Origin of the sequence: Streptomyces sp. MS191 (assembly GCF_008042125.1) — a bacterium.
GTDB lineage: Bacteria > Actinomycetota > Actinomycetes > Streptomycetales > Streptomycetaceae > Streptomyces.
This window is the reverse complement of record NZ_RDBI01000066.1, coordinates 313,336-340,023: the sequence shown is the minus strand read 5'-3', so window position 1 is coordinate 340,023 and position 26,688 is coordinate 313,336. Positions and strand designations below refer to the sequence as shown.

Annotated in this window: 24 protein-coding genes; 13 read left to right on the top strand and 11 right to left on the bottom strand. The window is 73.1% G+C overall.

What is annotated here, in order from left to right; all coding sequences use genetic code 11:
• Positions 1-25 precede the first annotated feature (25 nt).
• Positions 26-499, bottom strand: a complete 474-nt coding sequence (locus EAO71_RS37965; protein ID WP_187282881.1) for a hypothetical protein — start codon at positions 497-499, stop codon at positions 26-28.
• 138 nt (positions 500-637) lie between these two features.
• Here EAO71_RS37965 and EAO71_RS30150 point away from each other — a divergent pair, with 138 nt between their 5' ends.
• Together EAO71_RS30150 and EAO71_RS30145 are read left to right on the top strand one after the other, a co-directional pair.
• The gene (locus tag EAO71_RS30150) at positions 638-1,849 is read left to right on the top strand and encodes a pyridoxal phosphate-dependent aminotransferase (protein WP_147980963.1); all 1,212 of its coding nucleotides are present in this window, start codon (positions 638-640) and stop codon (positions 1,847-1,849) included.
• Between the two features lie 79 nt (positions 1,850-1,928).
• Positions 1,929-2,321 carry an SCO4983 family protein gene (locus EAO71_RS30145; RefSeq protein ID WP_147980962.1) on the top strand — a complete coding sequence of 131 codons (393 nt, stop codon included), beginning with the start codon at positions 1,929-1,931 and terminating at the stop codon, positions 2,319-2,321.
• A gap of 251 nt (positions 2,322-2,572) precedes the next feature.
• Here the strand turns inward: EAO71_RS30145 and EAO71_RS30140 are convergent, their stop codons facing one another.
• On the bottom strand, positions 2,573-4,396 hold the full coding sequence (locus EAO71_RS30140) for a phosphoenolpyruvate carboxykinase (GTP) (RefSeq protein ID WP_147980961.1): 1,824 nt from the start codon (positions 4,394-4,396) through the stop codon (positions 2,573-2,575).
• A gap of 217 nt (positions 4,397-4,613) precedes the next feature.
• Between EAO71_RS30140 and trhA the strand changes: the two genes are divergently transcribed.
• The 3 genes from trhA (at position 4,614) to EAO71_RS30125 (ending at position 6,403) form a co-directional block, all read left to right on the top strand.
• A complete protein-coding gene (trhA, locus tag EAO71_RS30135; protein WP_147980960.1) occupies positions 4,614-5,309 on the top strand; it encodes a PAQR family membrane homeostasis protein TrhA in 696 nt (231 codons plus the stop codon).
• 26 nt (positions 5,310-5,335) lie between these two features.
• Positions 5,336-5,953, top strand: a complete 618-nt coding sequence (locus EAO71_RS30130; RefSeq protein WP_147980959.1) for an acyl-CoA-like ligand-binding transcription factor — start codon at positions 5,336-5,338, stop codon at positions 5,951-5,953.
• An 87-nt stretch (positions 5,954-6,040) separates the two neighbouring features.
• Positions 6,041-6,403, top strand: coding sequence for a hypothetical protein (locus tag EAO71_RS30125; protein ID WP_187282880.1), 363 nt, complete (start codon positions 6,041-6,043; stop codon positions 6,401-6,403).
• Positions 6,404-6,485: 82 nt separating this feature from the next.
• On the opposite strand, the gene EAO71_RS30120 is transcribed toward EAO71_RS30125, so the two are convergent.
• From EAO71_RS30120 to EAO71_RS30105, 3 genes are all read right to left on the bottom strand, one after another.
• Positions 6,486-6,719: a chaplin gene (locus EAO71_RS30120; protein ID WP_147980958.1), complete on the bottom strand. Its 234-nt coding sequence runs from the start codon at positions 6,717-6,719 to the stop codon at positions 6,486-6,488.
• Between the two features lie 589 nt (positions 6,720-7,308).
• Positions 7,309-9,336 (bottom strand): thioredoxin domain-containing protein, encoded by a 2,028-nt coding sequence (locus EAO71_RS30110; protein ID WP_147980956.1) that lies wholly within the window; start codon positions 9,334-9,336, stop codon positions 7,309-7,311.
• A gap of 144 nt (positions 9,337-9,480) precedes the next feature.
• Positions 9,481-9,873, bottom strand: coding sequence for a rodlin (locus EAO71_RS30105; RefSeq protein ID WP_147980955.1), 393 nt, complete (start codon positions 9,871-9,873; stop codon positions 9,481-9,483).
• Between the two features lie 279 nt (positions 9,874-10,152).
• Between EAO71_RS30105 and EAO71_RS30100 the strand changes: the two genes are divergently transcribed.
• Positions 10,153-13,383 (top strand): tetratricopeptide repeat protein, encoded by a 3,231-nt coding sequence (locus EAO71_RS30100; protein WP_147980954.1) that lies wholly within the window; start codon positions 10,153-10,155, stop codon positions 13,381-13,383.
• 67 nt (positions 13,384-13,450) lie between these two features.
• Here EAO71_RS30100 and EAO71_RS30095 read toward each other — a convergent pair whose 3' ends face one another.
• Complete coding sequence (locus EAO71_RS30095; protein WP_393558547.1) at positions 13,451-13,699, bottom strand: hypothetical protein; 249 nt, start codon at positions 13,697-13,699, stop codon at positions 13,451-13,453.
• Positions 13,692-14,573: a mycothiol conjugate amidase Mca gene (mca, locus tag EAO71_RS30090; protein ID WP_147980952.1), complete on the bottom strand. Its 882-nt coding sequence runs from the start codon at positions 14,571-14,573 to the stop codon at positions 13,692-13,694. The genes EAO71_RS30095 and mca overlap by 8 nt, the downstream gene beginning before the upstream one ends.
• A gap of 99 nt (positions 14,574-14,672) precedes the next feature.
• Here mca and EAO71_RS30085 point away from each other — a divergent pair, with 99 nt between their 5' ends.
• The 4 genes from EAO71_RS30085 to EAO71_RS30070 all read left to right on the top strand — a co-directional run bounded on the left by EAO71_RS30085 (position 14,673) and on the right by EAO71_RS30070 (position 20,693).
• On the top strand, positions 14,673-15,074 hold the full coding sequence (locus tag EAO71_RS30085) for a DUF4307 domain-containing protein (RefSeq protein ID WP_147980951.1): 402 nt from the start codon (positions 14,673-14,675) through the stop codon (positions 15,072-15,074).
• 190 nt (positions 15,075-15,264) lie between these two features.
• Positions 15,265-15,762 (top strand): transcription elongation factor GreA, encoded by a 498-nt coding sequence (greA, locus tag EAO71_RS30080; protein ID WP_147980950.1) that lies wholly within the window; start codon positions 15,265-15,267, stop codon positions 15,760-15,762.
• A gap of 106 nt (positions 15,763-15,868) precedes the next feature.
• The gene (locus EAO71_RS30075; RefSeq protein ID WP_261992416.1) at positions 15,869-18,256 is read left to right on the top strand and encodes a protein kinase domain-containing protein; all 2,388 of its coding nucleotides are present in this window, start codon (positions 15,869-15,871) and stop codon (positions 18,254-18,256) included.
• Positions 18,257-18,317: 61 nt separating this feature from the next.
• The gene (locus EAO71_RS30070; RefSeq protein ID WP_187282879.1) at positions 18,318-20,693 is read left to right on the top strand and encodes a protein kinase domain-containing protein; all 2,376 of its coding nucleotides are present in this window, start codon (positions 18,318-18,320) and stop codon (positions 20,691-20,693) included.
• Here the strand turns inward: EAO71_RS30070 and EAO71_RS30065 are convergent.
• The 3 genes from EAO71_RS30065 to ilvA all read right to left on the bottom strand — a co-directional run bounded on the left by EAO71_RS30065 (position 20,665) and on the right by ilvA (position 23,941).
• The gene (locus EAO71_RS30065) at positions 20,665-21,510 is read right to left on the bottom strand and encodes an ABC transporter permease (protein WP_147980948.1); all 846 of its coding nucleotides are present in this window, start codon (positions 21,508-21,510) and stop codon (positions 20,665-20,667) included. The genes EAO71_RS30070 and EAO71_RS30065 overlap by 29 nt on opposite strands.
• Complete coding sequence (locus EAO71_RS30060; protein WP_147980947.1) at positions 21,507-22,532, bottom strand: ATP-binding cassette domain-containing protein; 1,026 nt, start codon at positions 22,530-22,532, stop codon at positions 21,507-21,509. Before EAO71_RS30060 ends, EAO71_RS30065 begins: the two co-directional genes overlap by 4 nt.
• A 179-nt stretch (positions 22,533-22,711) precedes the next feature.
• Complete coding sequence (ilvA, locus tag EAO71_RS30055; protein ID WP_147980946.1) at positions 22,712-23,941, bottom strand: threonine ammonia-lyase; 1,230 nt, start codon at positions 23,939-23,941, stop codon at positions 22,712-22,714.
• A 146-nt stretch (positions 23,942-24,087) separates the two neighbouring features.
• Here ilvA and EAO71_RS30050 point away from each other — a divergent pair, with 146 nt between their 5' ends.
• The 3 genes from EAO71_RS30050 to EAO71_RS30040 are packed head-to-tail and all read left to right on the top strand — an operon-like array spanning position 24,088 to position 25,344.
• Entirely contained in the window at positions 24,088-24,603 is a 516-nt protein-coding gene (locus EAO71_RS30050; protein ID WP_147980945.1) for a MarR family winged helix-turn-helix transcriptional regulator, read from the top strand.
• A gap of 31 nt (positions 24,604-24,634) precedes the next feature.
• Positions 24,635-25,096 carry a sigma factor-like helix-turn-helix DNA-binding protein gene (locus EAO71_RS30045; protein ID WP_147980944.1) on the top strand — a complete coding sequence of 154 codons (462 nt, stop codon included), beginning with the start codon at positions 24,635-24,637 and terminating at the stop codon, positions 25,094-25,096.
• Entirely contained in the window at positions 25,093-25,344 is a 252-nt protein-coding gene (locus EAO71_RS30040; protein ID WP_147980943.1) for a hypothetical protein, read from the top strand. Before EAO71_RS30045 ends, EAO71_RS30040 begins: the two co-directional genes overlap by 4 nt.
• Positions 25,345-25,516: 172 nt before the next feature.
• On the opposite strand, the gene EAO71_RS30035 is transcribed toward EAO71_RS30040, so the two are convergent.
• Positions 25,517-26,671: a cystathionine gamma-synthase gene (locus EAO71_RS30035; RefSeq protein ID WP_147980942.1), complete on the bottom strand. Its 1,155-nt coding sequence runs from the start codon at positions 26,669-26,671 to the stop codon at positions 25,517-25,519.
• Positions 26,672-26,688 lie beyond the last annotated feature (17 nt).

The window sequence follows — 26,688 nt, the reverse complement described above, 5'->3', positions numbered from 1 at the left end:
GCGGGGGTGCGGGTCGCGGGAGCCGCTACTTCGGCCGCTTCGTGGCGCCCGGCGCCACGCCCGACTTGCCGGGCCGCCCGTCGGAGTCGGCCGTCGCCGTGGCCGTCGCGGACGCGTTCGTGGTGCCGGGCCCGGCCGGGGCGGAGGCGGTGGCGGTGGCCTTCGGCGTCGTGGAGGCCGGCGCCGAGGAACTCGCCGTGGCCCCCGTCCCCGGGGTGCCCGTCCCCGACCCGTCCGCGGAGCCGGAGTCCGAGGCGTCGTCGCCGTTCCCCGAGACGTCCGGCTGGATCAGCGCCGGCGCTCCGSCGCGGTCCCCGTCCGGGATCGACGCGCCGTCGGCGGGTGCGGAGCGGAACGCGCCGGAGACGAAGGCGCCGAGAAGGCCGAGGCCCACGACGGCCCCGCCGCCGAGCACCCACGGCAGGCCCGGCCCCCGTCGCGTGGAGGCATGCCGGCCCCGAGGTCTTCGGGCGCCGTCGACGCCGTTGTCCTGACTCATGAGGGCGGATTCTAGGGAGCGGGGAGCCCGCCGTGCGAGCCACGTCACATTCCGGACAAAGGGCCGACGCCCGCCCGCACCGCCCGACGTGTCCCAAAACACGAGGCGTCCCGCCCCACCCGGCCGTAAGCTCTCGACATGCAGGTGATCCAGTCCACGAAGCTCGCCAACGTCTGTTACGAGATCCGGGGCCCGGTGCTCGAAGAGGCGATGCGGCTGGAGGCCGCCGGTCATCGCATCCTCAAGCTGAACACGGGCAATCCCGCCGCCTTCGGGTTCGAGTGCCCGCCGGCGATCCTCGAGGACGTCCTGCGCAACCTCGCCGACGCCCACGGCTACGGGGACGCCAAGGGCCTGCTCTCGGCCCGGCGCGCGGTGATGAGCCACTACGAGACCAAGGGCATCCCGCTCTCCGTCGAGGACATCTACCTCGGCAACGGCGTCTCCGAGCTGATCCAGATGTCGATGCAGGCGCTGCTCGACGACGGCGACGAGGTGCTCGTCCCGGCGCCGGACTACCCGCTGTGGACCGCCTCCGTCTCGCTGGCCGGCGGCACGGCCGTGCACTACCGCTGCGACGAGCAGGCGGACTGGATGCCGGACCTGGCCGACATCGAGCGGAAGATCACCGACCGCACCAAGGCGATCGTGATCATCAACCCGAACAACCCCACGGGCGCCGTCTACGACGACGAGATGCTGCGGTCGCTGACCGAGATCGCCAGGCGCCACAACCTGGTGGTCTGCTCCGACGAGATCTACGACAAGATCCTCTACGACGGCACGACGCACACCCCGACCGCCGCCATCGCCCCGGACCTGCTCGTCCTCACCTTCAACGGCATGAGCAAGAACTACCGGGTGGCCGGCTTCCGGTCCGGCTGGCTCGCGGTCTGCGGCCCCAAGGCCCACGCGTCCTCGTACATCGAGGGCCTGACGATCCTCGCCAACATGCGGCTGTGCGCCAACATGCCGGCACAGCACGCGGTGGCGGCGGCCCTGCAGGGCCGGCAGTCCATCGAGGACCTGGTCCTGCCCGGCGGGCGGCTGCTGGAGCAGCGGGACACGGCGTACGAGCTGCTGACCCGGATTCCGGGCGTGACCTGCGTGAAGCCGAAGGGCGCGCTGTACCTCTTCCCGCGTCTGGACCCGAGCGTCTACAAGATCAAGGACGACCGCCAGATGGTGCTCGACCTGCTGCGGGCCGAGAAGATCATGGTGGTCCACGGCACCGGCTTCAACTGGCCCGAGCCGGACCACTTCCGGATCGTCACGCTGCCCAGCGCCCCGGACCTGGCCGACGCGGTGACCCGGATCGGGAGCTTCCTCGACGGTTACGGGCAGCACTGACCGCCCAACATTCGGACCCGGCTCAACTTTAGACAGAATCCAAGCTAGGATGGCTCCAGAGCTACTCAGGAGGCGTCCCATGTACGAACCGATCCGCACGAAGTCGGTCCACCGGATGGCCGACGACGCCCCCGACGCGTACCCTCACCGCTCCCGCGAGGAGGAGCTGGACATCCAGCTCGCCGGACACCTGGCAGCCCTGCTCGCCGTCACGGACGAGCTGGGGGACGCCGCGGCAGGCGACCTCATCGCCGCGCAGGTGGCCCGGCTGCGCGGCGCGCCGCCGGCCCGCCACGCGGGCCTGAGCGGCTCCTCGACCGCGGCCCTGCACCGCCGCGCGCACGCCCTGGCGGGCCGCGCCCTGGTCGTCGCCGCCTCCCGGGCGGACACGGCCGCCGCGATCCTCGCCGCCGAGCGCATGGACGCGCACACCGCGGCGCTGACCTCCTCCCCGCTGGTCGGCGCCCCCTGACGGCCCCGGTCCGCGSGCCCCGGAGGCCCGCGGACCGGGCGCCACCACCCGGCCGGCGCAGGCCCGGCCCCCTGCCCGTGCCGGCCGCCACCGCGGCGGTACGGCCCCACCGCGAAGCCGTCCCGGAAACGTCACCGGCCCCCGAAGCCGTGAGGGGGCTTCGGGGGCCGGTATGCATCGTGACGAGCCGTTCGTGACCCCACTGGTCAGGGCGGTGTTCGGGGCGACCCGCCACGAGTCTGTGCGGGGATCTAACCCAGGCGCTCGACCAGCGCGCGGTACTCGTCCCACAGTTCCTTCGGCGTGTGGTCACCGAAGGTGTTCAGGTGCTCGGGGACCAGGGCGGCCTCCTCGCGCCAGACGTCGCGGTCGACCTTGAGCAGGAACTCCAGGTCCTCGTCCGCCAGGTCCAGGCCCTCGGTGTCGAGGGACTCCTTGGTCGGCAGGATGCCGATCGGGGTCTCGACGCCCTCGGCCTTGCCCTCCAGGCGCTCCACGATCCACTTCAGGACGCGGCTGTTCTCGCCGAAGCCCGGCCACACGAACTTGCCCGCGTCGTTCTTGCGGAACCAGTTCACGTAGTAGATCTTCGGGAGCTTGGCCGCGTCGGCGCCGGCGCCGACCTTGACCCAGTGGGCCATGTAGTCGCCCATGTTGTAGCCGCAGAACGGCAGCATGGCGAAGGGGTCGCGGCGCAGTTCGCCGACCTTGCCCTCGGCCGCGGCGGTCTTCTCGGAGGCGACGTTCGCGCCGAGGAAGACGCCGTGGTTCCAGTCGAAGGACTCGGTCACGAGCGGGACGGCGGAGGCGCGGCGGCCGCCGAAGAGGATCGCCGAGATCGGCACGCCCTTCGGGTCCTCCCACTCCGGCGCGGCGATCGGGCACTGCGAGGCGGGGACGGTGAAGCGGGCGTTCGGGTGGGCGGCCGGGGTCTCGGACTCCGGGGTCCAGTCGTTGCCCTTCCAGTCCGTGAGGTGCTTGGGCGCCTCTTCGGTCATGCCCTCCCACCACACGTCGCCGTCGTCGGTGAGCGCGACGTTCGTGAAGACGGCGTTGCCCCAGAGGGTCTTCATGGCGTTGGCGTTGGTGTGCTCGCCGGTGCCGGGCGCGACGCCGAAGAAGCCGGCCTCGGGGTTGATCGCGTAGAGGCGACCGTCCTCGCCGAAGCGCATCCAGGCGATGTCGTCGCCGATGGTCTCGACGGTCCAGCCGGAGATCGTGGGCTCCAGCATCGCGAGGTTGGTCTTGCCGCAGGCGGACGGGAAGGCGGCGGCGACGTACTTCGCCTCGCCCTGCGGCGGGGTGAGCTTGAGGATCAGCATGTGCTCGGCCAGCCAGCCCTCGTCACGCGCCATGACGGAGGCGATGCGCAGGGCGTAGCACTTCTTGCCGAGCAGGGCGTTGCCGCCGTAGCCGGAGCCGTAGGACCAGATCTCGCGGGTCTCGGGGAAGTGCGAGATGTACTTGGTGCTGTTGCAGGGCCAGGGCACGTCGGCCTCGCCCTCGGCGAGCGGCGCGCCGAGGGTGTGGACGGCCTTGACGAAGAAGCCGTCGGTGCCGAGCTCGTCGAGGACGGCCTGTCCCATGCGGGTCATGGTGCGCATGGAGACGGCGACGTAGGCGGAGTCGGTGATCTCGACGCCGATCGCGGAGAGCGGAGAGCCGACCGGGCCCATGCAGAAGGGCACGACGTACATCGTGCGGCCCTTCATGGAGCCGCGGAAGATGCCCTTCTCGCCGGCGAAGATGTCCTTCATCTCGGCCGGGGCCTTCCAGTGGTTGGTCGGCCCGGCGTCCTCCTCCTTCTCGGAGCAGATGAAGGTCCGGTCCTCGACGCGTGCGACGTCGGTGGGGTCGGAGGCGGCGTAGTACGAGTTCGGGCGCTTGACCGGGTCGAGCTTCTTGAAGGTCCCCTTGGCGACGAGCTCCTCGGACAGGCGCTCGTACTCGGCCTCGGATCCGTCGCACCAGACGATGTCGTCCGGCTGCGTGATCGCCGCGATCTCGTTGACCCAGGAGACGAGCTCCTGGTGCTGGGTGGGGACGGTGGTGGGAGCCGCGTTGTCGCGCGCCACGATTGCTCCTTGATGAGGGGTTTTTAGATATATGCCCCTTGGGGGCTGCGACCCGGATGCTTCAGGGGATGACCCTTTTGCCACGCGTCCGCTCATCCGGTGCCGACCGCACTCATTTGATCATCCGATGGAAGTGCCCATATGTCCAGAGGGCCGCACACGTGAGCATCGCCACTCTCATCCGGGACCTACGGGGGCGTAGGTAGCATTCGGTCCCATGACTGCAGCCACGCCGGAAGCCAACCGGACAGAGCAAGCCGAGCTGACCGCGCCCTTCCCGCTGAAGCCCCGGCTCAGAGGCTGGCTGCACGCGGGGATGTTCCCCGCCGTGGTCGTCGCCGGGGTCGTCCTCGTCGCCCTGTCGGACTCCCCCCGCGCCCGGCTCGCCTGCGGCGTCTACGTCCTCACGGCCTGCCTGCTCTTCGGCATCAGCGCGCTCTACCACCGCGGCACCTGGGGCCCGCGCGGCGAGGCGATCCTGCGCCGCCTCGACCACGCGAACATCTTCCTGATCATCGCGGGCACCTACACCCCGCTCACGCTGCTGCTCCTGCCGGACTCCACCGGGCGGCCCCTGATGTGGGCGGTCTGGATCGCGGCGACGGCGGGCATCGCCTTCCGGGTCTTCTGGGTGGGCGCGCCCCGCTGGCTGTACACGCCCTGCTACATCGCGATGGGCTGGGCGGCCGTCTTCTTCCTGCCGGACTTCATGCGGGCCGGCGGCATCGCGGTGCTCGTCCTCGTCATCGTCGGCGGACTGCTCTACAGCGCGGGCGGCGTGATCTACGGGATCAAGCGGCCCAACCCGTCCCCGCGCTGGTTCGGCTTCCACGAGGTCTTCCACTCGCTGACCCTGGCGGCCTTCATCGTGCACTACGTCGGCATCTCGCTGGTGGCCTACCAGCACGCGTAGCGACGTCCGGCGGATCATGGCCCACAATGACGGCCATGGCCGCCGAACCCGCCCCCGTACCACCGCTCAACCTGCGCGAACGCAAGAAGCTGCGCACCCGCGCGGAGATCCGGAAGGCCACCTACCGGCTCGCCTCCGAGCAGGGCTGGGACGCCGTGACGATCGAGCGGATCGCCACCGCCGCCGAGGTCTCCCCCTCGACGGTGGTGCGCTACTTCCCGGTCCGGGAGGACATCGTCCTCACCGACGAGAACGACGCCGTCCTCGCCGCGCGGCTGCTGGCCCGCCCCGCCGCCGAGTCGCCCCTGGAGTCGCTGCGCGCCGTCCTCCTCGACGCGGTCCGCACGGCACTGACCGAGGAACCGGCGGAGACCCGGCTGCGCGCCCGGCTCATGGTGGAGATCCCGGCCGTACGCGCCCGGCTCACCGAGACCACCGCCGAGACCGCGCAGATGCTCGCCCGCGCCCTCGCCGAGCGCACCGGCCGCGCCGCCGACGACCTGGAGGTGCGGGTCTTCACGGCGGCGGTCCTGGGCGCGCTGCGCGAGGCGACCGTCTTCTGGGCCGAGCGCGGCCAGGCCGACGACCTGGTCCCGCTCCTGGACCGCACCGTCGACACCCTCCGGGACGGCCTGTCCCTCTGACCGCCCGCCCGCCCCGCCGCCCCGCGGCTGGGCTCGCGCGTCGTCGTCGCGGCGGCGCCGACCCCGGACGACCGGCTGCGGATCGACGTGGCGGGACCGGAGGGGACGGAGACGTGGGAGACCGACCACGTGATCGCGGCGACCGGGTTCACACCGAGCCTGGACCGGACGGAGGTCCTCGCACCCGGGCTGCGGGGGTCGCTGCGCCGGGCCGGAGCCTCGGGCGCGCCGGAGGTGGGGGCGCTGTTCGAGTCGTCCCACCCGGGCCTGTTCCTCGCGGGGCTGCTGACGGCGCCCTCGTACGGCCCGTCGATGCGGTTCGTCTTCGGCGCGGGCTACACGGCCGGGCGGCTGGTGCGGGGGGTGCGGCGGCGGTTGCGGGCTTCGGCGGGCGGCGCGATCGGCCGGCCGCGTACGGGGGGCGGGCGGCAGGCCGCGGTCCGGACGTGACGAAGGCCGGTCCCGTGGGCGTCGAGGACGCCCACGGGACCGGCCCTGTCAGGGGCGCGCCCGTGCGGGGCGCGCGGCTGCGTCAGTAGTTGGCGCAGTAGTTGCCGATCGCCGGGTTCAGCACGCCGATCACGTTGACGCTGTTGCCGCAGACGTTGATCGGGGCGTGGATCGGGATCTGGACCACGTTGCCGGACAGGACGCCCGGGGAGCCGATGGCCGCACCGTAGGCGTCGGCGTCCGCCATCGCGGGGGATGCGGCGCCCAGGGCCATGACCAGTCCGGCGACGACGACCGCAGCCTTCTTGCACTTCATTTCGTCTGGATCCTTTCTGCGGCGGAAGACTATTCACGGATTTCGTGATGCGCGGGCGCACTTCATGCCCCGGCCTCCGCTGCACACATCACAACGACCATGCCGTGAAAAGGAAACCGACTGATCGTCCGACCGACGGTAATCACTCCATTGCGCCAGTCGAATTGCGCCGGACGGCGCGCATTCCGACACGAAAGAGGGGCCGTCCGTCCGGACGGCCCCTCTTTTCGCGCTCGGTGCCGCGGATGGCGGCCGGTCCGCTCAGCGTGGCCAGATCGGCGTCTTCATCAGGCGTTCCCACTCCAGGTCCGGGACTCCCGGCACCGTGCGCCCGGCGCTGGCCCAGCGCTGGGCGAGTGAGGAATAGACGGGGAATGCCCCTCGGTCGGCAGGTGGCGGCGGCGGGTCCGCCACATATCGGCTCTTCGGAATGAAGGCCATCCGCTCCCATTTACCGGGATCGGGCGCCATCGCTTCCCTCCCATCCGCTGCGGTTCCCGCATCATTCCACAGTCGGCGCGGCCGCGGGATTCACTCCGCCCACGTCGCACCCCGTACTGGTGTGCGACGGGCGGGATGTTCGCGCGGGTCAGCGGGAGAGTTTCCGAGTCAGTTCCGCCGGGTCCGTCGTCGGCGCGTCGCAGGTGAACCGGCGGCACACGTAGGCGGCGGCGCCGCCGTCGACGAGCGGCCGGTCGCGCAGCAGGGGGAACTCCTCGCCGCCCGGCGCGCCGAAGGCGAGGACCGCGCCGGGAGCGGTGCCGAGCAGGGCCGCGCGGCGCAGTTCGCTCGTGGCGGCGTCGTCCGGCGCGCCGACGACGGCGACCTCGCGCGGTCCGTCGAGCAGCGCCTCCGCGGTGGCCAGGCCCCAGCCGATGAAGCGGGGCGCGCGCGGGCCGAGGGCCTTGACCACGCCGAGCGCGCCCTCGGCGGCCGCGCGGTGGGCGGTGGAGCCGGTGTGGGCGGCGTACGAGAGCAGGGCTCCCGCTGCGGCCGACCAGCCGGACGGAGTGGCGTTGTCGGTGGGGTCCTGCGGGCGGCGGATCAGCGTCTCGGCGTCGTGGGCGGTGTCGTACAGCGCCCCGCCCTCGGCGACGAACTGGTCGAGGACGATGTCGAGCAGGAATCCGGCGAACTCCAGCCAGACGCCCTCGCCCGTGACCCCGGCGAGCGCGAGGAAGCCCTCGGCGACGTCGGCGTAGTCCTCCAGGACGCCCGCGTTGGCTCCGGCCCTGCCGTCCCGTGAGGTGCGGGTGAGCCGGGCACCGGCGTCCATGTGCAGCCGTACGAGCAGGTCGGCGGCCTCCGTCGCGCGCTCGACCAGGTCGGGGCGGTCGAAGTAGGCGCCGGTCTCGGCCAGCGCGGCGATCGCGAGCCCGTTCCAGGCCGCGACGACCTTGTCGTCACGGCCGGGGCGCTCGCGCAGGTCACGGGCGGCGAGCAGCCGCGCCTTGACGGAGGCGATCCGCTCGGCGTCCGCCACTCCGGCGTCCTGCGGCAGCTGGAGCACGGAGGCGCCCTCCTCGAAGGTGCCCTCCTCCGTCACCCCGTAGTGGCGCGCCGCGTACCCGGCGTCCTCCTCGCCGAGGACCTCCTCGAGCCGGGCCGGGGTCCAGACGTAGTACGCGCCCTCGACGTGCCGGCCGGTGCCGTCGTCGGAGTCGGCGTCCAGCGCGGAGGCGAACCCGCCCTCGGAGGTGCGCAGTTCGCGGACCATGAAGTCCGCGGTCTCCAGCGCGACCCGGCGGGCCAGGTCACTGCCGGTGATCCGCCACAGATGGGCGTACACCCGGCACAGCAGGGCGTTGTCGTACAGCATCTTCTCGAAGTGCGGCACGACCCAGTCGCGGTCCACCGCGTAGCGGGCGAAGCCGCCGCCGAGCTGGTCGTAGATGCCGCCGCGGGCCATCGCCTCGCAGGTGTCGGCGGCCATCTGGAGGGCACCCTCGGCGCCGGTGCGCGCGTGGTGCCGCAGCAGGAACTCCAGCGCCATCGACGGCGGGAACTTCGGCGCGCCGCCGAAGCCGCCGCGGGTGGCGTCGTACTCGCGGGTCAGGCCGAGGAGCGCCTGGGCCAGCTCCTCCTCGCCGGGGACGCCGTCGCCGCCGAAGGCCAGGGAGCGGGCCGCCAGGTCCGTCACGATCTTTCCGGCGACCGCGCCGACCTCGTCGCGGCGATCGGTCCAGGCGCGGGCGACGCCGTCGAGGACCTCGCCGAAGGAGGGCATGCCGTGCTTGGCCTCGGGCGGGAAGTAGGTGCCGAAGTAGAACGGCTCGGCGTCCGGGGTGAGGAAGACCGTCATGGGCCAGCCGCCCTGGCCGGTCGCCGCCTGGACGGCCTCCATGTACACGGCGTCGACGTCGGGGCGTTCCTCGCGGTCGACCTTCACGGCGACGAAGTGCTCGTTGACGTAGGCGGCGGTGGTGTCGTCCTCGAAGGACTCGTGGGCCATCACGTGGCACCAGTGACAACTGCTGTAGCCGACGCTGAGCAGCACGGGAACATCGCGCCGGCGCGCCTCGTCGAAGGCCTCGGCCGACCACGGCCACCAGTCGACCGGGTTGTCCGCGTGCTGGAGGAGATAGGGGGACGTCTCATGGGCCAGTCTGTTCGGCATGCTTCCCATCCTCGCCCACTCGGCGGAGCCCCGGCCATGCGCCACGGGTGAGCGGCCGTCGAACGGGGCAGTGATGCGGAAAGCGGCCCCGTTCCTCGCACTGGCTCTGCGAGGAACGGGGCCGCTTCAGTGGAGCGGGTGGCTTCAGCCGCCGACGTTCCCGTTCTGGGAGAGGACCTCGCCCAGGATGTGCGACAGGGCGTCGTCACCCTTCTGCTGCACGGAGTTCTGGGTGCAGGTCTGGTTCGAGATCGGGTTGCCGAGCACGTCCTGGACGGCGACCGGGACGGCGATGACGCCGATCGGCACCTGCGCCTGGACCTTCTGGATGTCGAAGCAGTGCAGGACGCCACCGTTGACGAGACCGAAGTTCGGGCTCATGTAGCCACCGGTGTGGTTGCTGCCGATCGACTGGTGCGACGTGTTGCCGATGATGTTCGCGCTGCCACCGTCGTTGCCGGCCGCCATCGCGGTCGTCGCAGACATGCCGGCGACCGAGGCCGCAACTGCCGCCGTAGCAAGAACCTTCTTGATCACGAGTCTTCCTTCTTGAGCTCGAGGGCCCTGTAACGCTCCGTTACCCGAAGCACGCTGATCAACTGCGACCAGGAGGATTGGTTCCGGGGGGTCACTCGGACGCGCTATTCAGCAGATGAACGCCATCGGACGGGAGGTCTACGGCAGCCCGTTCGGCCCGGTCCGGAGTGCCGCACGGGGCCCGGCAGCTCCCGGCCGATCGCGTCGCTCCCTCGCGCCGACGCGCGTCGCGCAGGACACTTGTTCCCGGAAAGCGGAAGCTCTCGGAGGGGGACGCACATGCGGGACAGCCACCGGGCCGATGCCGAACGYCTGCTGGCGCGCGCCGTGGAGGAGGAGGTGCGCCGCTCCGGGGGCCGCACCGACTCGGCGGCACTGCTGGCGCGCGGCCGGGCCGCGCTGGACACCATGGCGGCGGGTGCGGGCGAGGAGTACGGGGCCTATCTGCGGGCCCTCGAGGAGACGGAGGCGGAGATCCGGCCGACGGCCGGTCGGCCGGCGGCGGGAACTCCCGCGCTGGTCGCGGCCGTCGCGGCGGTCGCGGCCTTCGGCGCGGACCTGGCCCTGGGCACACCGGCCGGTACGGCGCTGGGCGCCGGGGCGGTGGTGGCGGTGGCGGGCGCGGCGGCGACCGTCCTGAAGGTGACGGCCGCCCAGTGGCCGGCGGCGCGCCGCCGGGCCGGGGCGCTCGGCCGGCCCGGCGGGCCCGAGCAGCTGCGGCTGCAGTGGCTGACCGCCCTGGAGGTGCGGGGTGTCCGGCCGTTCCTGGAGCAGCAGCGGGTGCTGCTCCAGACCGCCGCGCAACCGCCGCAGAAGGTGGTCGCGCAGCTGCGCGGCGCGGACCGGAGCGCGGCGGCCCGACGGCGCACGGTGCTGGAGCAGTCGTTCGGCCATCTGCCGGACCCGGGCGGGCCGTTCGCGGGCCGACGGGCGGAGCTGGCGCAGATCACCCAGTGGGTGCAGGCCGGCCGGGTGGCCACGACGACCAGGCCGACGGTCGTGGTGCTGCACGGCGAGCCGGGTTCGGGCCGCACCACGCTGGCGGTGCGGGCGGCACACGCGCTCAGGGACCAGTTCCGCGGTGCGTGCGTGGTGGACCTGCGCGGCGGCGGGACGCGCGGCGAGAAGCCGTTGTCGACGCGGGAGGCGCTGCTGCACCTGCTGAACCGGCTGGGCGCCCCGCGGGAGCAGCTGCTGTTCCGTGAGCGGACCTCGGCCGAGCAACAGGTCCGCAGGCTGGCGGAGTTGTACCACCAGCATCTGACGGGGCTGCCGGTGACGGTGATCCTGGACGACGCGGTGGACGCCGAGCAGGTCCGCACGCTGCTGCCGGAGCGCTCGGACAGCCTGGTCCTGGTCACCTGCCGGGAGCCGCTGGACCTCGGCGAGGGGGTGCCCGCCGCCCTCCACCAGCTGCCGGTGGCGGCGCTCGACGCGGCGGGGGCGGAGGAACTGCTGCGGGAGGCGGCCGAGTCGCCCGACCCGGGGCCGTACGACTCCGAGGCCTTCGAGCGGATCCGGGACCTGTGCGGCGGGCTGCCGCTGGCGCTGCGGGTGGCGGGCTCCTCGCTGGGCCGCCGCTCGATGAGCGACCTGGCGCATCTGCTGGAGCGCCCCGGCTGGGGCGGGCATCCGCTCGACCGGTCGCTGTCGGTGCGGTACTTCACCGATCTCGACGACGACGGGAGGCGGCTGCTGCGTCGGCTCGCGCTCGCGGGGCGGGCCTCGCTGGGCGCGGCCGCGGCGGCTGCGCTGCTCGGCGGGAACGGGCCGGACGGGGCCCGGCTGCTGCGGGAGCTGGCCCGGACCGGGCTCCTCGACCACGTGCGTGGCGAGCGGTACCGGCTGCACGACGCGGTGCGCGGCTTCGCCGCGGCCCGGCTCCTCGACGAGGAGGACGCGACGGAGATCGCGGCGGCCCAGGAGCGGCTGATCCAGAACTACGCGGAGCTGGCCGACGCGGTGATCCGGATGGTCGACGGCAAGATGTCGACCCGTGCCGACCGGTTCGGCGGCCACGGCTTCGGTTCACTGGACGCGGCGCTGCGCTGGCTGGACGACGAGTCCAGCTTCATCACGGCGGCGCTGCGGCACGCCGAGGGCGTCGACCAGCAGACGGTGCTGAACCTGCTGGGCGCGCTCTGCGACTACTGCCTGCTGCGCGGCGACCTCTACCGTCTCGGCGAGATCAACGAGCTGACCGACGCGGTCGGGCAGGGGCTGCTGTCCCGTTCGGTGCAGTGGCGGACCGGCATCGCGGCCCGCCAGCTCGGCGAGCTCGACAAGGCCCGCACCACGCTGACCTCGGTGGTCTCCCTCTACCAGGAGGCGCACCAGGACGCGGGGGCGGCGCTCGCGCTCTGCTCGCTCGGCATCACGCTGCACCACCAGGGCAACCTGACCGAGGCCTCGGCGAAGCTGCGCGAGGCGCTCGCGCTGCAGGAGCCGGCGTCGCTCGCGGCGGACCGGGGCTGGACGCTGCACGCGCTGGCCGCCGTCGAACGGGACCGGGCGAACCTGGCGGACGCGCTTGTGCTGCTCGGCGCCGCGCTGGAGCTGCACCGGGAGAACGAGTCGCTGCACGGCGAGGCCTGGGCCCACTTCCAGCTGGGCCAGGTGTGCCTCCGCATGGGCGACGTGGAGCGGGCCGACTCCGAGCTGCGCCAGGCCCTGGAGCAGTACGGCCGCACCCACGACGGTCGCGGCGAGGCGTGGGCGCTCACCCAGCTCGCCCGGGCCCGGCTCGTCGAGGGGGACGCCTCGCCCGCGGTCGACGGACTGCGGCAGGCGCTGTCCCGCCACCGGGAGCAGGAGGACGCCCGGGGCGAGGCATGGACGCTGTACTACCTGGGGCAGGCGCTGGAGGAGCGGGGCGACCGGAACCAGGCGGTCCGGGAGCTGGAGCGGGCGCGCACGATGTTCTCCCGGATGCGGGACGTGTACGGGCTGGCCTGCGCCCGCCACCACTCGGGCCGGGTGACCCGGGACCAGCGGGCGGCCCAGACCGGGAACCTGCGCAACTCCGGGTTCGCCCGCCAGCTCCTGGTGGACGCCCGGGCGGACTTCCACCGCATCGGCGTCGCGCACGGCGAGGCCTGGACGTGCCTGGAGCTGGCGATCGTGGACGCCGGGAACGGCAAGGCCGTGCAGGCCCTGGAGCTGTGCGAGGAGGCGAGCCGCCTCTTCCTGTCGTACGAGGACCGGCGGGGCGCCGACTGGGCACGGTTCCTGCGCTGCACGCTGCTCCCGTACGCGTCGCCGGGAGACGTGGAGGCGGCGACGGCGCTGGCCCGGGAGGAACTGGCCCGGCTCGTCGAGGAGCGCCATCCGAGCCGGGACGGGAAGCTGGAGGACTGCGCGGAGGCGTACGCCCTGGTGCTGGAGCGCGGGGTCCACGCGTCGGCCGGCTGGCAGGCGTGGACGCTCGGGATGGTCCCGAACCGTCACGCCCGCGAGGTGATGGGCGTGCCGGTGCCCGGGCGGGAGCCGGAGCCGGACCAGGCGGGCTGACCGGGGGCGCGCCGGCGCGGGCTCCGCCGTCTCCGAGGAGGCGGGAGCCCGCGCCGGGCGGCCGCGGTCACTTCTCCGGGGTGCCCTTGCCCTGCTGCGGGGACGCCGCCGGGCCGCCCGAGGGGCCGGGGGCCTCCTCGAAGGAGACCTTGCCCATGTGGCGGTTCATCGACTTCATCAGCAGCCAGACGGCGACGGCCATCACGGCGAAGACGACGAACCCGAGGACGCCGGGGGTCACCTTGTTCTTGTCCAGCTCTTCGGCGGCGAAGGGGACAAGCTGGGTCAGTGCCAGGTGTGCGCTCATGTCAGGCATTGTCGCGGATGCCCGCGAAGAGGTCGCTCTCGGGGAGGGAGGTGTCGACCAGCGCCTTGCTGAGCTCGTACTCCTCCGTCGGCCAGACCTCCTTCTGGATCTCCATCGGGACGCGGAACCAGCCGCCGTCCGGATCGATCTGGGTGCGGTGGGCGATCAGCGCCTTGTCGCGGGTCTCGAAGAAGTCGGCGCAGGGCACGAAGGTGGTCAGCGTGCGCTCGGCGCGCTGGAACTCCTTCCAGCGCTCCAGCCACTCGCCGTACGGGGACTCCATGCCGCGCTCGAGCAGCGCCTCGTGCAGGGCGACCGTGCGGGGACGGTTGAAGCCCTGGTTGTAGTAGAGCTTCTGCGGCTGGAAGGCCGGGCCGAACTCGGCCTCCGGGTACTTCTCGGTGTCCGCCGCGGCGTCGAACGCCACCATCGTGATCTTGTGGGTCATGATGTGGTCGGGGTGCGGGTAGCCGCCGTTCTCGTCGTAGGTCGTGACGACCTGCGGACGGAACGCCCGGATCTTGCGGACGAGCTCGCCCGCCGCCACGTCGACGTCCTCCAGGGCGAAACAGCCCTCGGGCAGCGGCGGCAGCGGGTCCCCCTCCGGCAGGCCGGAGTCGACGAAGCCCAGCCACTCCTGCGAGACGCCCAGGATCTCGCGGGCCTCGTCCATCTCCTTGCGGCGCACCTCGTGGATGTTCGCCTCGATGTAGGCGTCGCCCTGGAGCTGGGGGTTGAGGACGGAGCCGCGCTCGCCGCCCGTGCAGGTCACCACAAGGACCTCCACCCCCTCGGACACGTACTTGGCCATCGTGGCCGCGCCCTTGCTCGACTCGTCGTCGGGGTGGGCGTGAACGGCCATCAGTCGCAGCTGCTCAGTCAAGACTCGATCCTCAGTGATTGGTCGCGGAGGGAGGTCTCTATAGTGACGGAACCGGGGGGCCGAATATTCCGGGCACCCCCGGCGTCGAGAGGAACGATCATGAGCGCGGTCCAGGGCCGGCTGCCCGACGGGCGCTACGGCCGCTCCGCGGACGAGCGCGCCGACCGCAAGCTCAGGATCACCGGCGCCGTGCTCGGCGTGCTGTTCCTCGGCCTGATGAGCTGGTTCGGCTGGCACTACGTCGTCGACAGCAGGATCAGCGCCGAGATGATCAAGTTCGACGTCGTCAGCGACACCGAGGTCCAGGTGCACCTCGAGGTGCGCAAGGACACCGGCACCCACGGCGTCTGCACCCTGCGCACGCGCTCCGAGGACGGGGCCGAGGTCGGCCGCAAGGACGTCCGGGTCGACGACGACGCCGACCGCGTCGACCGCGTCTGGTCGGTCCGCACGACGGCACGGGCGACCAGTGCCGAGCTCCTGGGGTGTACCGCACGGTAGCGGCGGGTAAGGACCGGGCGGCGCGTCGATCTCCGATTCACGGGCTCACCTGGGACGACGACATCCTGATGGTTTTTGTCCTCCCCCTTTTCGCCACAAATTGTTAGGCTCGTGGTTTCGCCCACCCAGGAAGGACGATCCTTCTGGGTAGGGCGATGCTTTGTATTCCCAGTACCTACGAGGAGCACCTGTGACCCAGACCAGCGACAACGTCACCTGGCTCACCCAGGAGGCGTACAACCAGCTCAAGGCCGAGCTGGAGTACCTGTCTGGTCCCGCGCGAACCGAGATCGCCGCCAAGATCGCCGCGGCGCGCGAGGAGGGCGACCTGCGCGAGAACGGCGGGTACCACGCGGCCAAGGAGGAGCAGGGCAAGCAGGAACTCCGCGTGCGCCAGCTCACCCAGCTCCTGGAGCACGCCAAGGTCGGCGAGTCCCCGGCGGACGACGGTGTCGTCGAGCCCGGCATGGTCGTCACGATCGCCTTCGACGGCGACGAGGACGACACGATGACCTTCCTCCTGGCCTCCCGCGAGTACGCCAGCGGCGACATCGAGACCTACTCGCCGCAGTCCCCGCTCGGCGTCGGCGTCAACGGCAAGAAGGCCGGGGACGACGCCGAGTACGAGCTGCCGAACGGCAAGAAGGCCGCGGTGAAGATCCTCAGCGCCAAGCCGTACACGGGCTGAGCCCCCGTCCGCACGTCCGGGCCGGACCCCTCGGGGTCCGGCCCTTCGTCTTGCATGCACATGCAATGATGCGGTGCTGACGACGTGTCACAGGGGGGACGACAGCGTGCTGGGACCGCTGCGCGGGAGCGCGCCACGGCAGATCGGACCGTACGAGGTCCTGGCGCGGCTGGGCGCCGGGGGCATGGGCGAGGTCTTCCTGGCCCGTGACACCCGGGAGGGCGCCGCGGACGGCGTCCACGTCGCCCTGAAGACCGTGCGGCGGGACTTCGCCGGCGACCCGGGCTTCCGGGACCGCTTCCGGCGCGAGATCAAGGTCGCGGGCGTGGTGCGGAGCGCGTACGCCGCAGCACCGGTCGACGGGGACGCCGACGCCGAGGTGCCCTGGCTCGCCACCGCCTACGTCCCCGGCCCCAGCCTCTCCCAGGCCGTGCGGCGGGAGGGACCGCTGCCCGTGGCGACGGTGCGGGAGCTGGGCGCGGGAGTGGCCCGCGCGCTGGCCGATCTACACGCGGCCGGGGTCCTGCACCGGGACCTCAAGCCCGGCAACGTCATGCTCGACGTCACCGGGCCGCGCCTGATCGACTTCGGGATCGCCCGCGCGAGCGGGGCCACCACGATGACCGCGACCGGGATGATGGTCGGCACCCCCGCCTTCATGTCGCCCGAGCACGTGGCGGGCGCCCGGAAGGTGACCGCCGCCTCGGACGTCTTCTGCCTCGGCTCCCTGCTCTGCTACGCGGCGACCGGCGAGGACCCCTTCGGCGACGGCCCCGTGGCCGCCGTCCTCTACCGGGTCTCGCGGGCCGAGGCGGACCTGGAGCGGGTCCCGGAGGAGCTGCGGGAGGTGATCGGCGCGTGCCTGGCCGTCGACCCGGCAGCCCGGCCCGCTCCCGAGCGGCTGGTGGAGCTGCTCGGCGGGGAGCGGGCGCCGTCCTGGCCGCAGGGCGTACGGGAGCACATCGGGGAGTACGGGGCGGAGCTGGCGCGGCTGGTGGCCTCGGGAGGGCCGCTGCTGCCGCTGCCGGGCGGGCCCGTGGTGGCGTCCGGGCCGCCCGGACTGCACGACGTGCCGACCCGGGCACCGGCCGCTCCGGCGCCTGTCGCCGCCCCGCGCCGGGGCCGCCGGGCGCTGATCGCGGCCGTGGCGGCGCTCGCGGTCACAGCCTGCGGAACGGGCGCCTACCTGCTGTGGCCCGAGGGCGCCGGCCCGAAGCGGACGCCGCCCCCGAAGGCGGCGCCGCCGGCGCCCTCCGGACCGCGGGTCCCGGGCGTGGACGACCGCGGCCTGGCGGACGCGTCGGGGGTGGTGCCGCAGAACGCGGCGCAGCGGCCGGCGGGCTGGAAGCCCTGGCGGACGAAGCTGGGCGCCCCGGCGTTCGGATGCTCGGCCGGGGAGCGGGTGCTCGTGTGCCGGAGGACGGACGGGCGCTTCGAGGCACTGGATCCGGCGACGGGGAAGAAGCTGTGGGAGGCGGCCGGCACCGAGGGCAACCGGAACGGCTTCAGTTACATCACCGCCCACGGCGAGACCTGGATCGCCGGCGGGGCGACCCGGCCGACGGTCCACGACGCGTCCGTCGTCCTCGCCTCCACGGACGGGCTCGAGGTCCGGGACGCCGTCACCGGCGCCGTCCGCTGGAAGAAGGAGGCGTGGGACGCGCAGGGGACCGGCACGCGCCCGATCGTCGCGGACGGCGTGGTCTTCGCGACGACGGCCGAGGGCGAGGATGCCGGGTCGAGCCGGGTGGGGATGACGGCGTTCTCCCTGGCCGACGGCCGGACGCTGTGGAGGAAGGCGCTGACGAACAACACGCTCGCCGACTCCGAGAAGCGGCCGTACGAGCCGGTGGCCTACGCGAAGGGCCTGGTGTACGCGCTCACCGACGGCGGTCTCACCGCCTTCGACGCGAGGACCGGCGCCGTGCACGGCCAGGTGGACCCGAGCGCCCAGCAGTGCTGGGAACTGATGGTCCTCGGCCCGTCGGCCTACTGCGCGGACGTCACGCGGCCGAAGGGGCGGCTGCACGCCCTCGACTCCGCCACCCTGGCCGAGAAGGGCAGCCTCCCCGCCGCGCTGGCGGAGCCGGCCCCCGCCGTGATCGGCCCGAACGCCGTCGTCGTCCTGGACGGCAAGCTCACGATCCGCGATCCGCGCGACGGCGGCGTCCTCGGCTCGTACACGACCGGCGCCGCCCCCGCCGGACTGAAGCAGGGTCTGTCCCGTCCGCTCCTCGTCGGCGACCAGGTGGTGTGGGCCGACTACTCCGCTCTGCACACCGTGCGCCTCGGCGCGGACGGCAGGCCCGCGGGCCTGCGGACGACGCCGGTGCCCGGCGCACCCGGCCCGCGGGCCGAGGAGGACGCCTACGACCCGGACTGGGGACTCCTCTTCCACAAGCAGATCCGGCAGCCGGAGGTGCTCCCGGTCGGCGGGGTCGCGTACGTCGTCTTCGACCAGGGCGTCGTGTCCGCGGTGGAACTCCCCCGCTAGGTCCTGTCGATCAGGCCGGATGGGCGAGACATCCCCTGGCACCCCCGAAAGGACGTGTTCGGTGCTGGAAGCACTGCCCGCGGGCCCGCCCCGGCTGGTCGGCCCCTACCGGCTGCTCGCCCGCCTCGGCGCGGGCGGCATGGGCGAGGTCCATCTGGCCTGCCGGGCGGACGAGCCGACGGCCGACCCGCACCGGATGGTCGCGGTGAAGACGGTCCGTGAGGAACTGGAGGTCGACGGGGACTTCCGGACCCGTTTCCGCCGCGAGATCACGGCGGCGCGGGCGGTGAGCAGCCCCTGCGCGGCGCGCCTCGTCGACGCCGACGCGGACGCGCCGGCGCCCTGGCTCGCGACCGAGTACGTGCCCGGTCCCTCGCTCGCCGAGGCCGTCGTGCGGTCCGGGGCGCTGCCGGCCGGGGCGGTGCGGGCGCTCGGCGCGGCGCTCGCGCGGGCGCTGCGGGCGGTGCACGAGGCGAAGGTGCTGCACCGGGACCTGAAGCCGGCGAACGTGCTCCTCGGTCCGGGCGGGCCGAAGCTGATCGACTTCGGCATCGCGCAGGCCTTCGAGGCGACCGCGCTGACCTCGACCGGTCTGGTGGTGGGCTCGCCGGGGTTCATGTCGCCGGAGCACCTGACGGGCAGCCGGGCGGTCGTACCGGCCTCGGACGTGTTCTGTCTGGGCGCGGTGCTGGCCTTCGCCGCGAGCGGGCGCGGCCCGTTCCACGACGACGAGATGGCCGCGGTGATCTACCGCATCAGCCGGGCGGAGGCCGACCTGTCCGGTGTGCCGGAGGAGCTGCGGCCCGTCGTGGAGCGCTGCCTGCGGCCGGACCCGGCGGACCGGCCGGCCGCGGCGGAGCTGGTCGGGCTGCTCGGGGCCGAGGTGCCGGAGGTGTTCCCGTGGCCGGGCGGGGTGCTGTCCCTGCTCGCCGAGCACGGGGAGGCGGCTCGTGGCATCGGGGAGGCGGCCGCCTCGGGCGCGGGCGTGGCGGACCTGCCGACGCTCGCGCCGGTGGTGCCGTACTCCCCCACGGCTCTCGGGCAGCGGCCGGCCGTGACCGCCGTGCCGGAGCCGCGGCGGCGGCCCTGGGGGCGGTTCGTGGCCGCCGCCGTCGCGGTGGCGGTCGTGGCCGCGGCCGGTGCGGTGCTGATCGACCGGCGGGGCGGGCAGGAGAGCACGGCGGGCGGGACGTCCGCAGGGGCGGGCGGCGCCACGGCCGCGCCCTCGGGCGGGTCCTCGCCGAGCGCCGGCTCCGCCGCGCCGAGGACGCTGAGCCAGGTCGTGCAGCCGTACGGCGGCGAGGGCCGCTCCGGTGACTTCGGCACGGTGGGGACCGACCGCGCGTACCGGCCGGCGGGCTGGTCTCCCTGGACGACGAAGGTCGACACGGACGTCAGCGGCTGCGCCCTCTCCCCCGAGGTGCTCCTCTGCCCGGGTACGGCCGGCTCGGCCGTCGCGCTGAGGGCGTCGGACGGCGAGAAGCTGTGGTCGGTGCCCGGCCGGGAGCAGGCCGACGCCGAGGGCATCCGGTCGCCGGCGGGCTATCCGGCCGTCGTCGGCGACACGGCGTACGTCACCGGCCCGGACGGTGTGGTCGCGTACGGCCTGAAGGACGGCAGGCAGCGGGGCAGGATCGCGGCGCCGGGCGGGCGATGGGCCCTGAAGAGCACCGACCTCGTCGACGGGGTCCTGTACTCCGGCTACCTCGACCCGGGCGGCGAGGGGAAGGGCCTCGTCACGGCCGTGAAGCTCGCCGGCGGGGGCAGGGAGCTGTGGAGGTCGCGGCTCGACGGCATTCCGGAGCAGCTGGTCGCGGGCGGGGGCCGGGTGATCGTCCCGCTCGGGGTCAGGCCGGTCGCCCTCGACGCGGCGACGGGCAGGGAGACCGCCCGCGGCGCCACCGACCTCGTCTGCGGCAAGGTCGTCGTGCACCGGCAGAGCGTGCTGTGCGGCGCGGGGCCGGGCGACGGCGTCACGGTCCTCGACGCCGAGACCCTGCGACCGCGGCGCACCCTGGGAGCGGATCTGACGATCACGGCGGGGCCCGCGGTCAACGCGGACGGCGTGGTGGCGCTGGTCGACGGCGGAAGCCGGGTGGTCGCCTACGACCTGGACAGCGGGCGGGAGCGCTGGCGCGCGCGGAAATGGGTGACCCAGGCCGGTGCCCCTCTCGGGCGGGTCTGGTTCGCCGGGGACCAGGTGCTTGCGGGAGGGCGGCAGGAGGTCCTGGCCATCCCGGTGTCCGGGCCGCCCGCGAGGTCGCAGGACATCCCGGTCCTCAGTCCTCCCGTGCCGGACGGCGTCTCCCTGACCGGCGACGCCGAGGCCGTGGCCGCCGGAGGGGCGGTCTTCCTCGCCCTCTCCGACGGCCTGGTCGTCTCGGGTTACCTCCCGCGCGCGGGCGGCGTCACGCCGTCGCCGACCGGTACTTCCTGACCGCCAGCGTCCGGAAGACCACGATGATCACCACCGACCAGAGGATCGAGGCCCACACCGGGTGCTGCATCGGCCAGGCGTCGGACGTCGAGACGCCCGGGTTGCCGAACAGGACCCGGCACGCCTGGACGGTGGCGCTGAAGGGGTTCCACTCGGCGATGGGCTGGAGCCAGGAGGCCATCTGGCTGGAGTCGACGAAGGCGATCGAGATGAACGTGACCGGGAAGAGCCAGATCAGCCCGCCCGAGGTGGCCGCCTCCGGGGTGCGCACGGACAGGCCGATGAGGGCGCCGATCCAGGAGAAGGCGTAGCCGAGGAGGAGCAGGAGGGCGAACGCGCCGAGGGCCTTCGGGACGCCCTCGTGGATCCGCCAGCCGACCAGCAGGGCGACGATCGCGAGGACGACGACGGTGAGGGCGGTCTGCACGAGGTCGGCCAGGGTACGGCCGGTGAGGACCGCGCCACGGGCCATCGGCAGCGAGCGGAAGCGGTCGATGAGGCCCTTGTGCATGTCGTCGGCGATGCCGGCTCCCGCGCCGGCCGTGGCGAAGGTGACGGTCTGGGCGAAGATGCCGGCCATCAGGAACTCGCGGTAGACGGCCGGGGAGTTCGTGCCGCCGATGGTCATCGAGCCGCCGAACACGTAGCTGAACAGCACCACGAACATGATCGGCTGGATCAGCCCGAAGATGACCATCTCCGGGATGCGGGTCATCCGGATCAGGTTGCGCTTGGCGACGACGAGCGAGTCGCTGACGGACTGCGTGAGGGCGCCGCGCTGCCTCGGGGCGGCGGCCGTGTCGGTCAAGGTGGTCACCTGGCCGTCTCCTTCCGGTGCTGCTTGCGGCCCTCGGCCGCCGCGCCGTTCTCCTCTTCCTCCGCGAGCTCGGCCGCGTGGCCGGTCAGCGAGATGAAGACGTCGTCCAGGGTGGGCCGGCGCAGACCGATGTCGTCGATCTCGACGCCGCGGGTGTCCAGTTCGCGGATGACCTCGGCGAGCAGCTTGGCGCCGCCGCTGACCGGCACGGTCAGCCGCCGGATGTGGTGCTCGACGGAGACCTCGGCCGGGCCGCGGCCGGACACCCCGTAGTGGGCGAGGACCTCCCGGGCGTCCGGGATCATCTCCGGCTCGTGCACGACGACCTCGACGCGTTCGCCGCCGGTCTGGGCCTTCAGCTGGTCGGAGGTGCCGCGGGCGATCACCTTGCCGTGGTCGACGACGCAGATGTCGTGGGCCAGATGGTCGGCCTCCTCCAGGTACTGGGTCGTCAGGAGCAGGGTCGTGCCGCCCGCGACGAGTTCCTGGATGACCTCCCAGAGCGACTGGCGGTTGCGCGGGTCGAGGCCGGTCGTGGGCTCGTCCATGAACATCACGGGCGGCGAGACGACCAGGGCCGCGGCGAGGTCGAGCCGGCGGCGCATGCCGCCGGAGTACGTCTTGGCGGTGCGGTCCGCGGCGTCGGCGAGGTGGAAGCGTTCGAGCAGCTCGTCGGCGCGGGCCTTCGCCCGCCTGCTGTCCATCTGGTAGAGCCGGCCGACCATCTGGAGGTTCTCCCGGCCGGTCAGGTACTCGTCGACGGCCGCGAACTGGCCGGAGAGGCCGATCGCGCGCCGGACCCGGTCGGGGTGCTCGACCACGTCGATCCCGGCGACCAGGGCCCTGCCGCTGTCCGGCTTCAGGAGGGTCGTCAGCACGCGCACGGCGGTCGTCTTCCCCGCGCCGTTCGGGCCGAGCAGGCCCAGGACCGTGCCCTCGGGTACGTCGAGATCGACGCCGTCCAGAGCTCGTACGTCGCCGAAGGTCCTCACCAGACCTTCGGCGTAGATCGCGCCTGGCATGTGGGTTCTCCCAGGGGATTCGGGCGTTTTCCACCCAAGTTTAGGTTTGAAGGGCCGGCCGCGCCCAGTGAATGTGTGACTCGGGCCACACCGTAACGCGATACATCGCGATACACAAGACACCGCTCCGGGAAAGCGCGAACGGCGGGCCGTCGTCAGCCGCTCGGCGCGGGCCGTCGTCAGCCCAGCACCACGTACCCCGCGTCCCGGAGCGCGTCCCGCACCTCCACGCAGTGCTCCGGCCCCTTCGTCTCCAGGTGGAGCTCGACCTCCGCCTCCGTCAGACCCAGCCGGGGGTCGGTCCGCACGTGTCCCACGTCCAGCACGTTCGCGTCGACCACCGTCAGCACCGCGAGCAGCGTCGCCAGCGCCCCCGGCCGGTCCGTGACCCGCAGCCGCAGGCTCAGGTAGCGGCCGCCGGCCGCCATGCCGTGCCGGAGGATCCGCTGCATCAGCAGCGGGTCCACGTTCCCGCCGGACAGCACCGCCACCACCGGCCCCTGGAACGCCTTCGGATCGCTCAGCAGCGCAGCGACCGGACTCGCGCCAGCCGGCTCCACCACCAGCTTCGCCCGCTCCAGGCAGAGCAGCAGCGCCGAGGAGAGGGCGTCCTCGGAGACGGTCCGCACCTCGTCGACGTACTCGCGGACGAGCGCGAACGGCACGTCGCCGGGACGCCCCACCCTGATCCCGTCCGCCATCGTCGACGGTGCCTCGACCGCCACCGGATGCCCGGCCGCCAGCGACGGCGGGTACGCCGCCGCGCCCTCCGCCTGGACGCCGATCACCCGCACGTCCGGACGCAGCGACTTCACCGCCAGCCCGACACCGGCCGCGAGCCCGCCACCGCCCACGCCGACCAGGATCGTGCGCACCTCCGGGCACTGCTCCAGGATCTCCAGGCCCACCGTGCCCTGCCCGGCGATGATGTCGGGGTGGTCGAAGGGGTGGATGAAGACCGCGCCGGTCTCCGCCGCGTACCGCTCCGCCGCCGCCAGCGTCTCGTCCACGACATGGCCGTGCAGCCGGACGTCCGCCCCGTACTCCCGGGTCGCGGCGACCTTCGGCAGCGGGGCGCCGACCGGCATGAAGACGGTGGAGCGCACCCCGAGCAGCGAGGAGGCCAGCGCGACGCCCTGCGCGTGGTTGCCGGCGGAGGCCGCCACCACCCCGGCCGCGCGCTGCTCGGGCCGCAGCCCGGAGATCCGCACGTACGCGCCGCGCAGTTTGAACGATCCGGTCCGCTGGAGGTTCTCGCACTTGAGGTGCACCGGCGCTCCCACCAGGGCGGACAGGTGGCGACTGCCCTCCATCGCGGTGACCCGGGCCACCCCGGAGAGCATCTTCTGCGCCCCGCGCACGTCGTCGAGGATCAGGGAGTGCAAGGGGCGAGTCACACGGAAGCTCATGACAGCAAGTCTCGCAGCTCACCGGCACCGTGGCCGCCCGGAGCCGGGGCGTTCCATCGGGTTTGCGCAGCGCCGGTACGGACCAGCGCCCGTCCGCGTACTCTGTCCCCCACCAACCGACCACCGGACGAGAGAGCCCCACAGCCATGCCCACATCTCAGGACATGACGACTGAGCTTGACCCCGGTCTCCTCGATGCCCTCCAGCACCAGGTGGCCGTCTTCGCCCGCCGGGCCGAACAGACCCGCCTGGGCGGCACCGGCCAGCTCCGCAACTCGATGGACCGCGCCGCCTACCTCCTGCTGAACCGCCTGGACCAGGAGGGTCCGATGGGCGTCAAGGCGCTCGCCGCGGGCATGGGCATCGACTCGTCCACCGTCACCCGCCAGGTCGCCCCGCTCGTGGACACCGGCCTGGTCAAGCGCACCTCCCACCCGGAGGACGGGCGCGCCGTCGTCCTCCAGCTCTCCCCCCGCGGCCTGACCCGCCTGGAGGAGGTCCGCTCCTCCCGCCGCCAGCTGATGGCCGAGGTCACGGACGGCTGGACCGAGGACGAGCGCGACTCCTTCTGCACGCTGCTCACCCGCTTCAACTCGGCGCTGTCCGCGCGCCAGTCGGGTCTCCCGCCCGCCTCCGACACGGAGTCCGCCACCACCTCTTGACCTGGAGCGCGCCCTGTCCTCATATGAGGACGTGGCAGATCGGCAGGAGGGTCACGGGGGCGAACAGCGCCGTCGCACCCGGCAGTTCGAGGCGTTCGTCGCGGGAGCCGCGGGGCGGCTGCTGCATGCCGCGACCCTGCTCACCGCCGAGACCCGGACCCGCAACCCGCACGCCCAGGCCCTGCTGACCGCGTCCCTTGCGCACACCTACGCCCAGTGGGACCGGATGCGCGGCGAGGATCCCTACGACTGCACCCGCGCCGACCTGGCCGCCCGCTTCGCCCGGGCCGCCTGGCGCCATCACCGGGGCCGGGGCGGCGTTCTCGCCGCGCTCACCCCGCAGGAACGCCTCGTCGTGGTGCTCCGGCTCCACGAGGGTGTGGCCGAGGAACAGACGGCGGCACTGCTCGGGCTGCCCGAGGAGCGGGTCCGGGCCGTCTGCGCCCGTTCCGTCTCCGCGCTGCGCGCCGGGACCGGGAGGATCGCGTCATGACCCGCCACGAGCAGAAGGAGGACGAGGTCCGGCGGATGCTGGAGACCCCGCACCCGCAGGTCCCCGGCGACCTGGCGGCGCGGGCCGTCGAACGCGGGACCCGGCTGCTGCGCCGGGACCGGGCGGTACGCCGCGCCCTGTGGGCGCTGCTGGCCGCGGCCGTCGTCGCGTTCGTGGTGTGGGCCTCGGTCGTACGGCCCTGGGAGGTTCCGCCCGCGGGGACGACACCGCCCCTCGAAGGCTGGTGACGCCGGCCCCCACGCGCGGACGGACGCGTACGGGTCCGGACGCGTGCCCGCACGAGGGCCGGGGACGGCCGGCGCGGAAACGCGCGGTGCGCGGCCCGGAACCCCTCGACAGGGGTCCCGCACCGCGCACCGTGACACGCGGGTCCCGGACGGCGTCCGGGACCGGGGCGTCCTAGCCCAGCGCCTGGCGCAGGTCGGCCAGCAGGTCGTCGACGTTCTCGATGCCCACGGAGATCCGGACCAGGTCCGCCGGGACCTCCAGGGCGGAGCCCGCCACGCTCGCGTGGGTCATCCGGCCCGGGTGCTCGATCAGCGACTCGACGCCGCCCAGGGACTCGCCCAGGGTGAAGAGCTTGGCGCGGTTGCAGACCTCGACGGCCGCCTCCTCGCCGCCCTCGACGCGGAAGGAGACCATGCCGCCGAACGCCTTCATCTGCTTGGCGGCGACCTCGTGCCCCGGGTGCTCGGGCAGACCCGGGTAGAGGACCTGGGTGACCTTCGGGTGCTGGACCAGCATCTCGACGATCTTGCCCGCGTTCTCGCTGTGCCGGTCCATACGGACCGCGAGCGTCTTGATGCCGCGGAGCACGATCCACGAGTCGAAGGGACCGGCGACCGCGCCCATCGCGTTCTGGTGGTAGGCCAGTTCCTCGCCGAGCGCCTCGTCGGCCGTCACCAGCGCGCCGCCGACGACGTCCGAGTGTCCGCCCATGTACTTGGTCAGCGAGTGGACGACCACGTCGGCACCGAGCGAGAGCGGCTGCTGGAGGTAGGGGCTCGCGAAGGTGTTGTCGACGACCAGCTTCGCGCCGGCCGTCCGGGCCACGTCCGCGACCGCGGCGATGTCGGTGATGCCGAGCAGCGGGTTGGAGGGGGTCTCGACCCAGATCACCTTCGTGCGGTCGTTGACCGCCGACCGCACCGACTCCAGGTCGGAGGTGTCCGCCACGGAGAAGTCCACGCCCCAGCGCTGCACCACCTTGGCGAACAGCCGGAAGGTGCCGCCGTAGGCGTCGTTGGGGATGACCACGTGGTCGCCGGGGGCCAGCAGCGTGCGCAGCAGGCAGTCCTCGGCGGCGAGGCCGGAGGCGAAGGCGAGACCGCGCCGGCCGCCCTCCAGCGCCGCCAGGTTCTCCTCCAGGGCGGTACGGGTCGGGTTGGCGCTGCGGCTGTACTCGTAGCCGCCGCGGAGCCCACCGACGCCGTCCTGCTTGTAGGTGGACACCTGGTAGATGGGCGGCACGACCGCGCCGGTCAGCGGGTCGGCGGTGTTGCCCGCATGGATGGCGCGGGTCTCGAAGCTCTGATGGGAGTGCTGGTCGCTCATGAGGCAGGAGCGTAGTC

Coding starts and splice junctions, on each gene's coding strand:
- EAO71_RS30085 (WP_147980951.1), top strand. CDS start 14,673: ATGAGCGCGGTCCAGGGCCGGCTGCCCGACGGGCGCTACGGCCGCTCC.
- EAO71_RS30060 (WP_147980947.1), bottom strand. CDS start 22,532: ATGCCAGGCGCGATCTACGCCGAAGGTCTGGTGAGGACCTTCGGCGAC.
- EAO71_RS30040 (WP_147980943.1), top strand. CDS start 25,093: ATGACCCGCCACGAGCAGAAGGAGGACGAGGTCCGGCGGATGCTGGAG.
- trhA (WP_147980960.1), top strand. CDS start 4,614: ATGACTGCAGCCACGCCGGAAGCCAACCGGACAGAGCAAGCCGAGCTG.
- EAO71_RS30130 (WP_147980959.1), top strand. CDS start 5,336: ATGACGGCCATGGCCGCCGAACCCGCCCCCGTACCACCGCTCAACCTG.
- EAO71_RS30050 (WP_147980945.1), top strand. CDS start 24,088: ATGCCCACATCTCAGGACATGACGACTGAGCTTGACCCCGGTCTCCTC.
- EAO71_RS30120 (WP_147980958.1), bottom strand. CDS start 6,719: ATGAAGTGCAAGAAGGCTGCGGTCGTCGTCGCCGGACTGGTCATGGCC.
- EAO71_RS30150 (WP_147980963.1), top strand. CDS start 638: ATGCAGGTGATCCAGTCCACGAAGCTCGCCAACGTCTGTTACGAGATC.
- EAO71_RS30145 (WP_147980962.1), top strand. CDS start 1,929: ATGTACGAACCGATCCGCACGAAGTCGGTCCACCGGATGGCCGACGAC.
- EAO71_RS30110 (WP_147980956.1), bottom strand. CDS start 9,336: ATGCCGAACAGACTGGCCCATGAGACGTCCCCCTATCTCCTCCAGCAC.
- EAO71_RS30035 (WP_147980942.1), bottom strand. CDS start 26,671: ATGAGCGACCAGCACTCCCATCAGAGCTTCGAGACCCGCGCCATCCAT.
- EAO71_RS30095 (WP_393558547.1), bottom strand. CDS start 13,699: ATGCCTGACATGAGCGCACACCTGGCACTGACCCAGCTTGTCCCCTTC.
- ilvA (WP_147980946.1), bottom strand. CDS start 23,941: ATGAGCTTCCGTGTGACTCGCCCCTTGCACTCCCTGATCCTCGACGAC.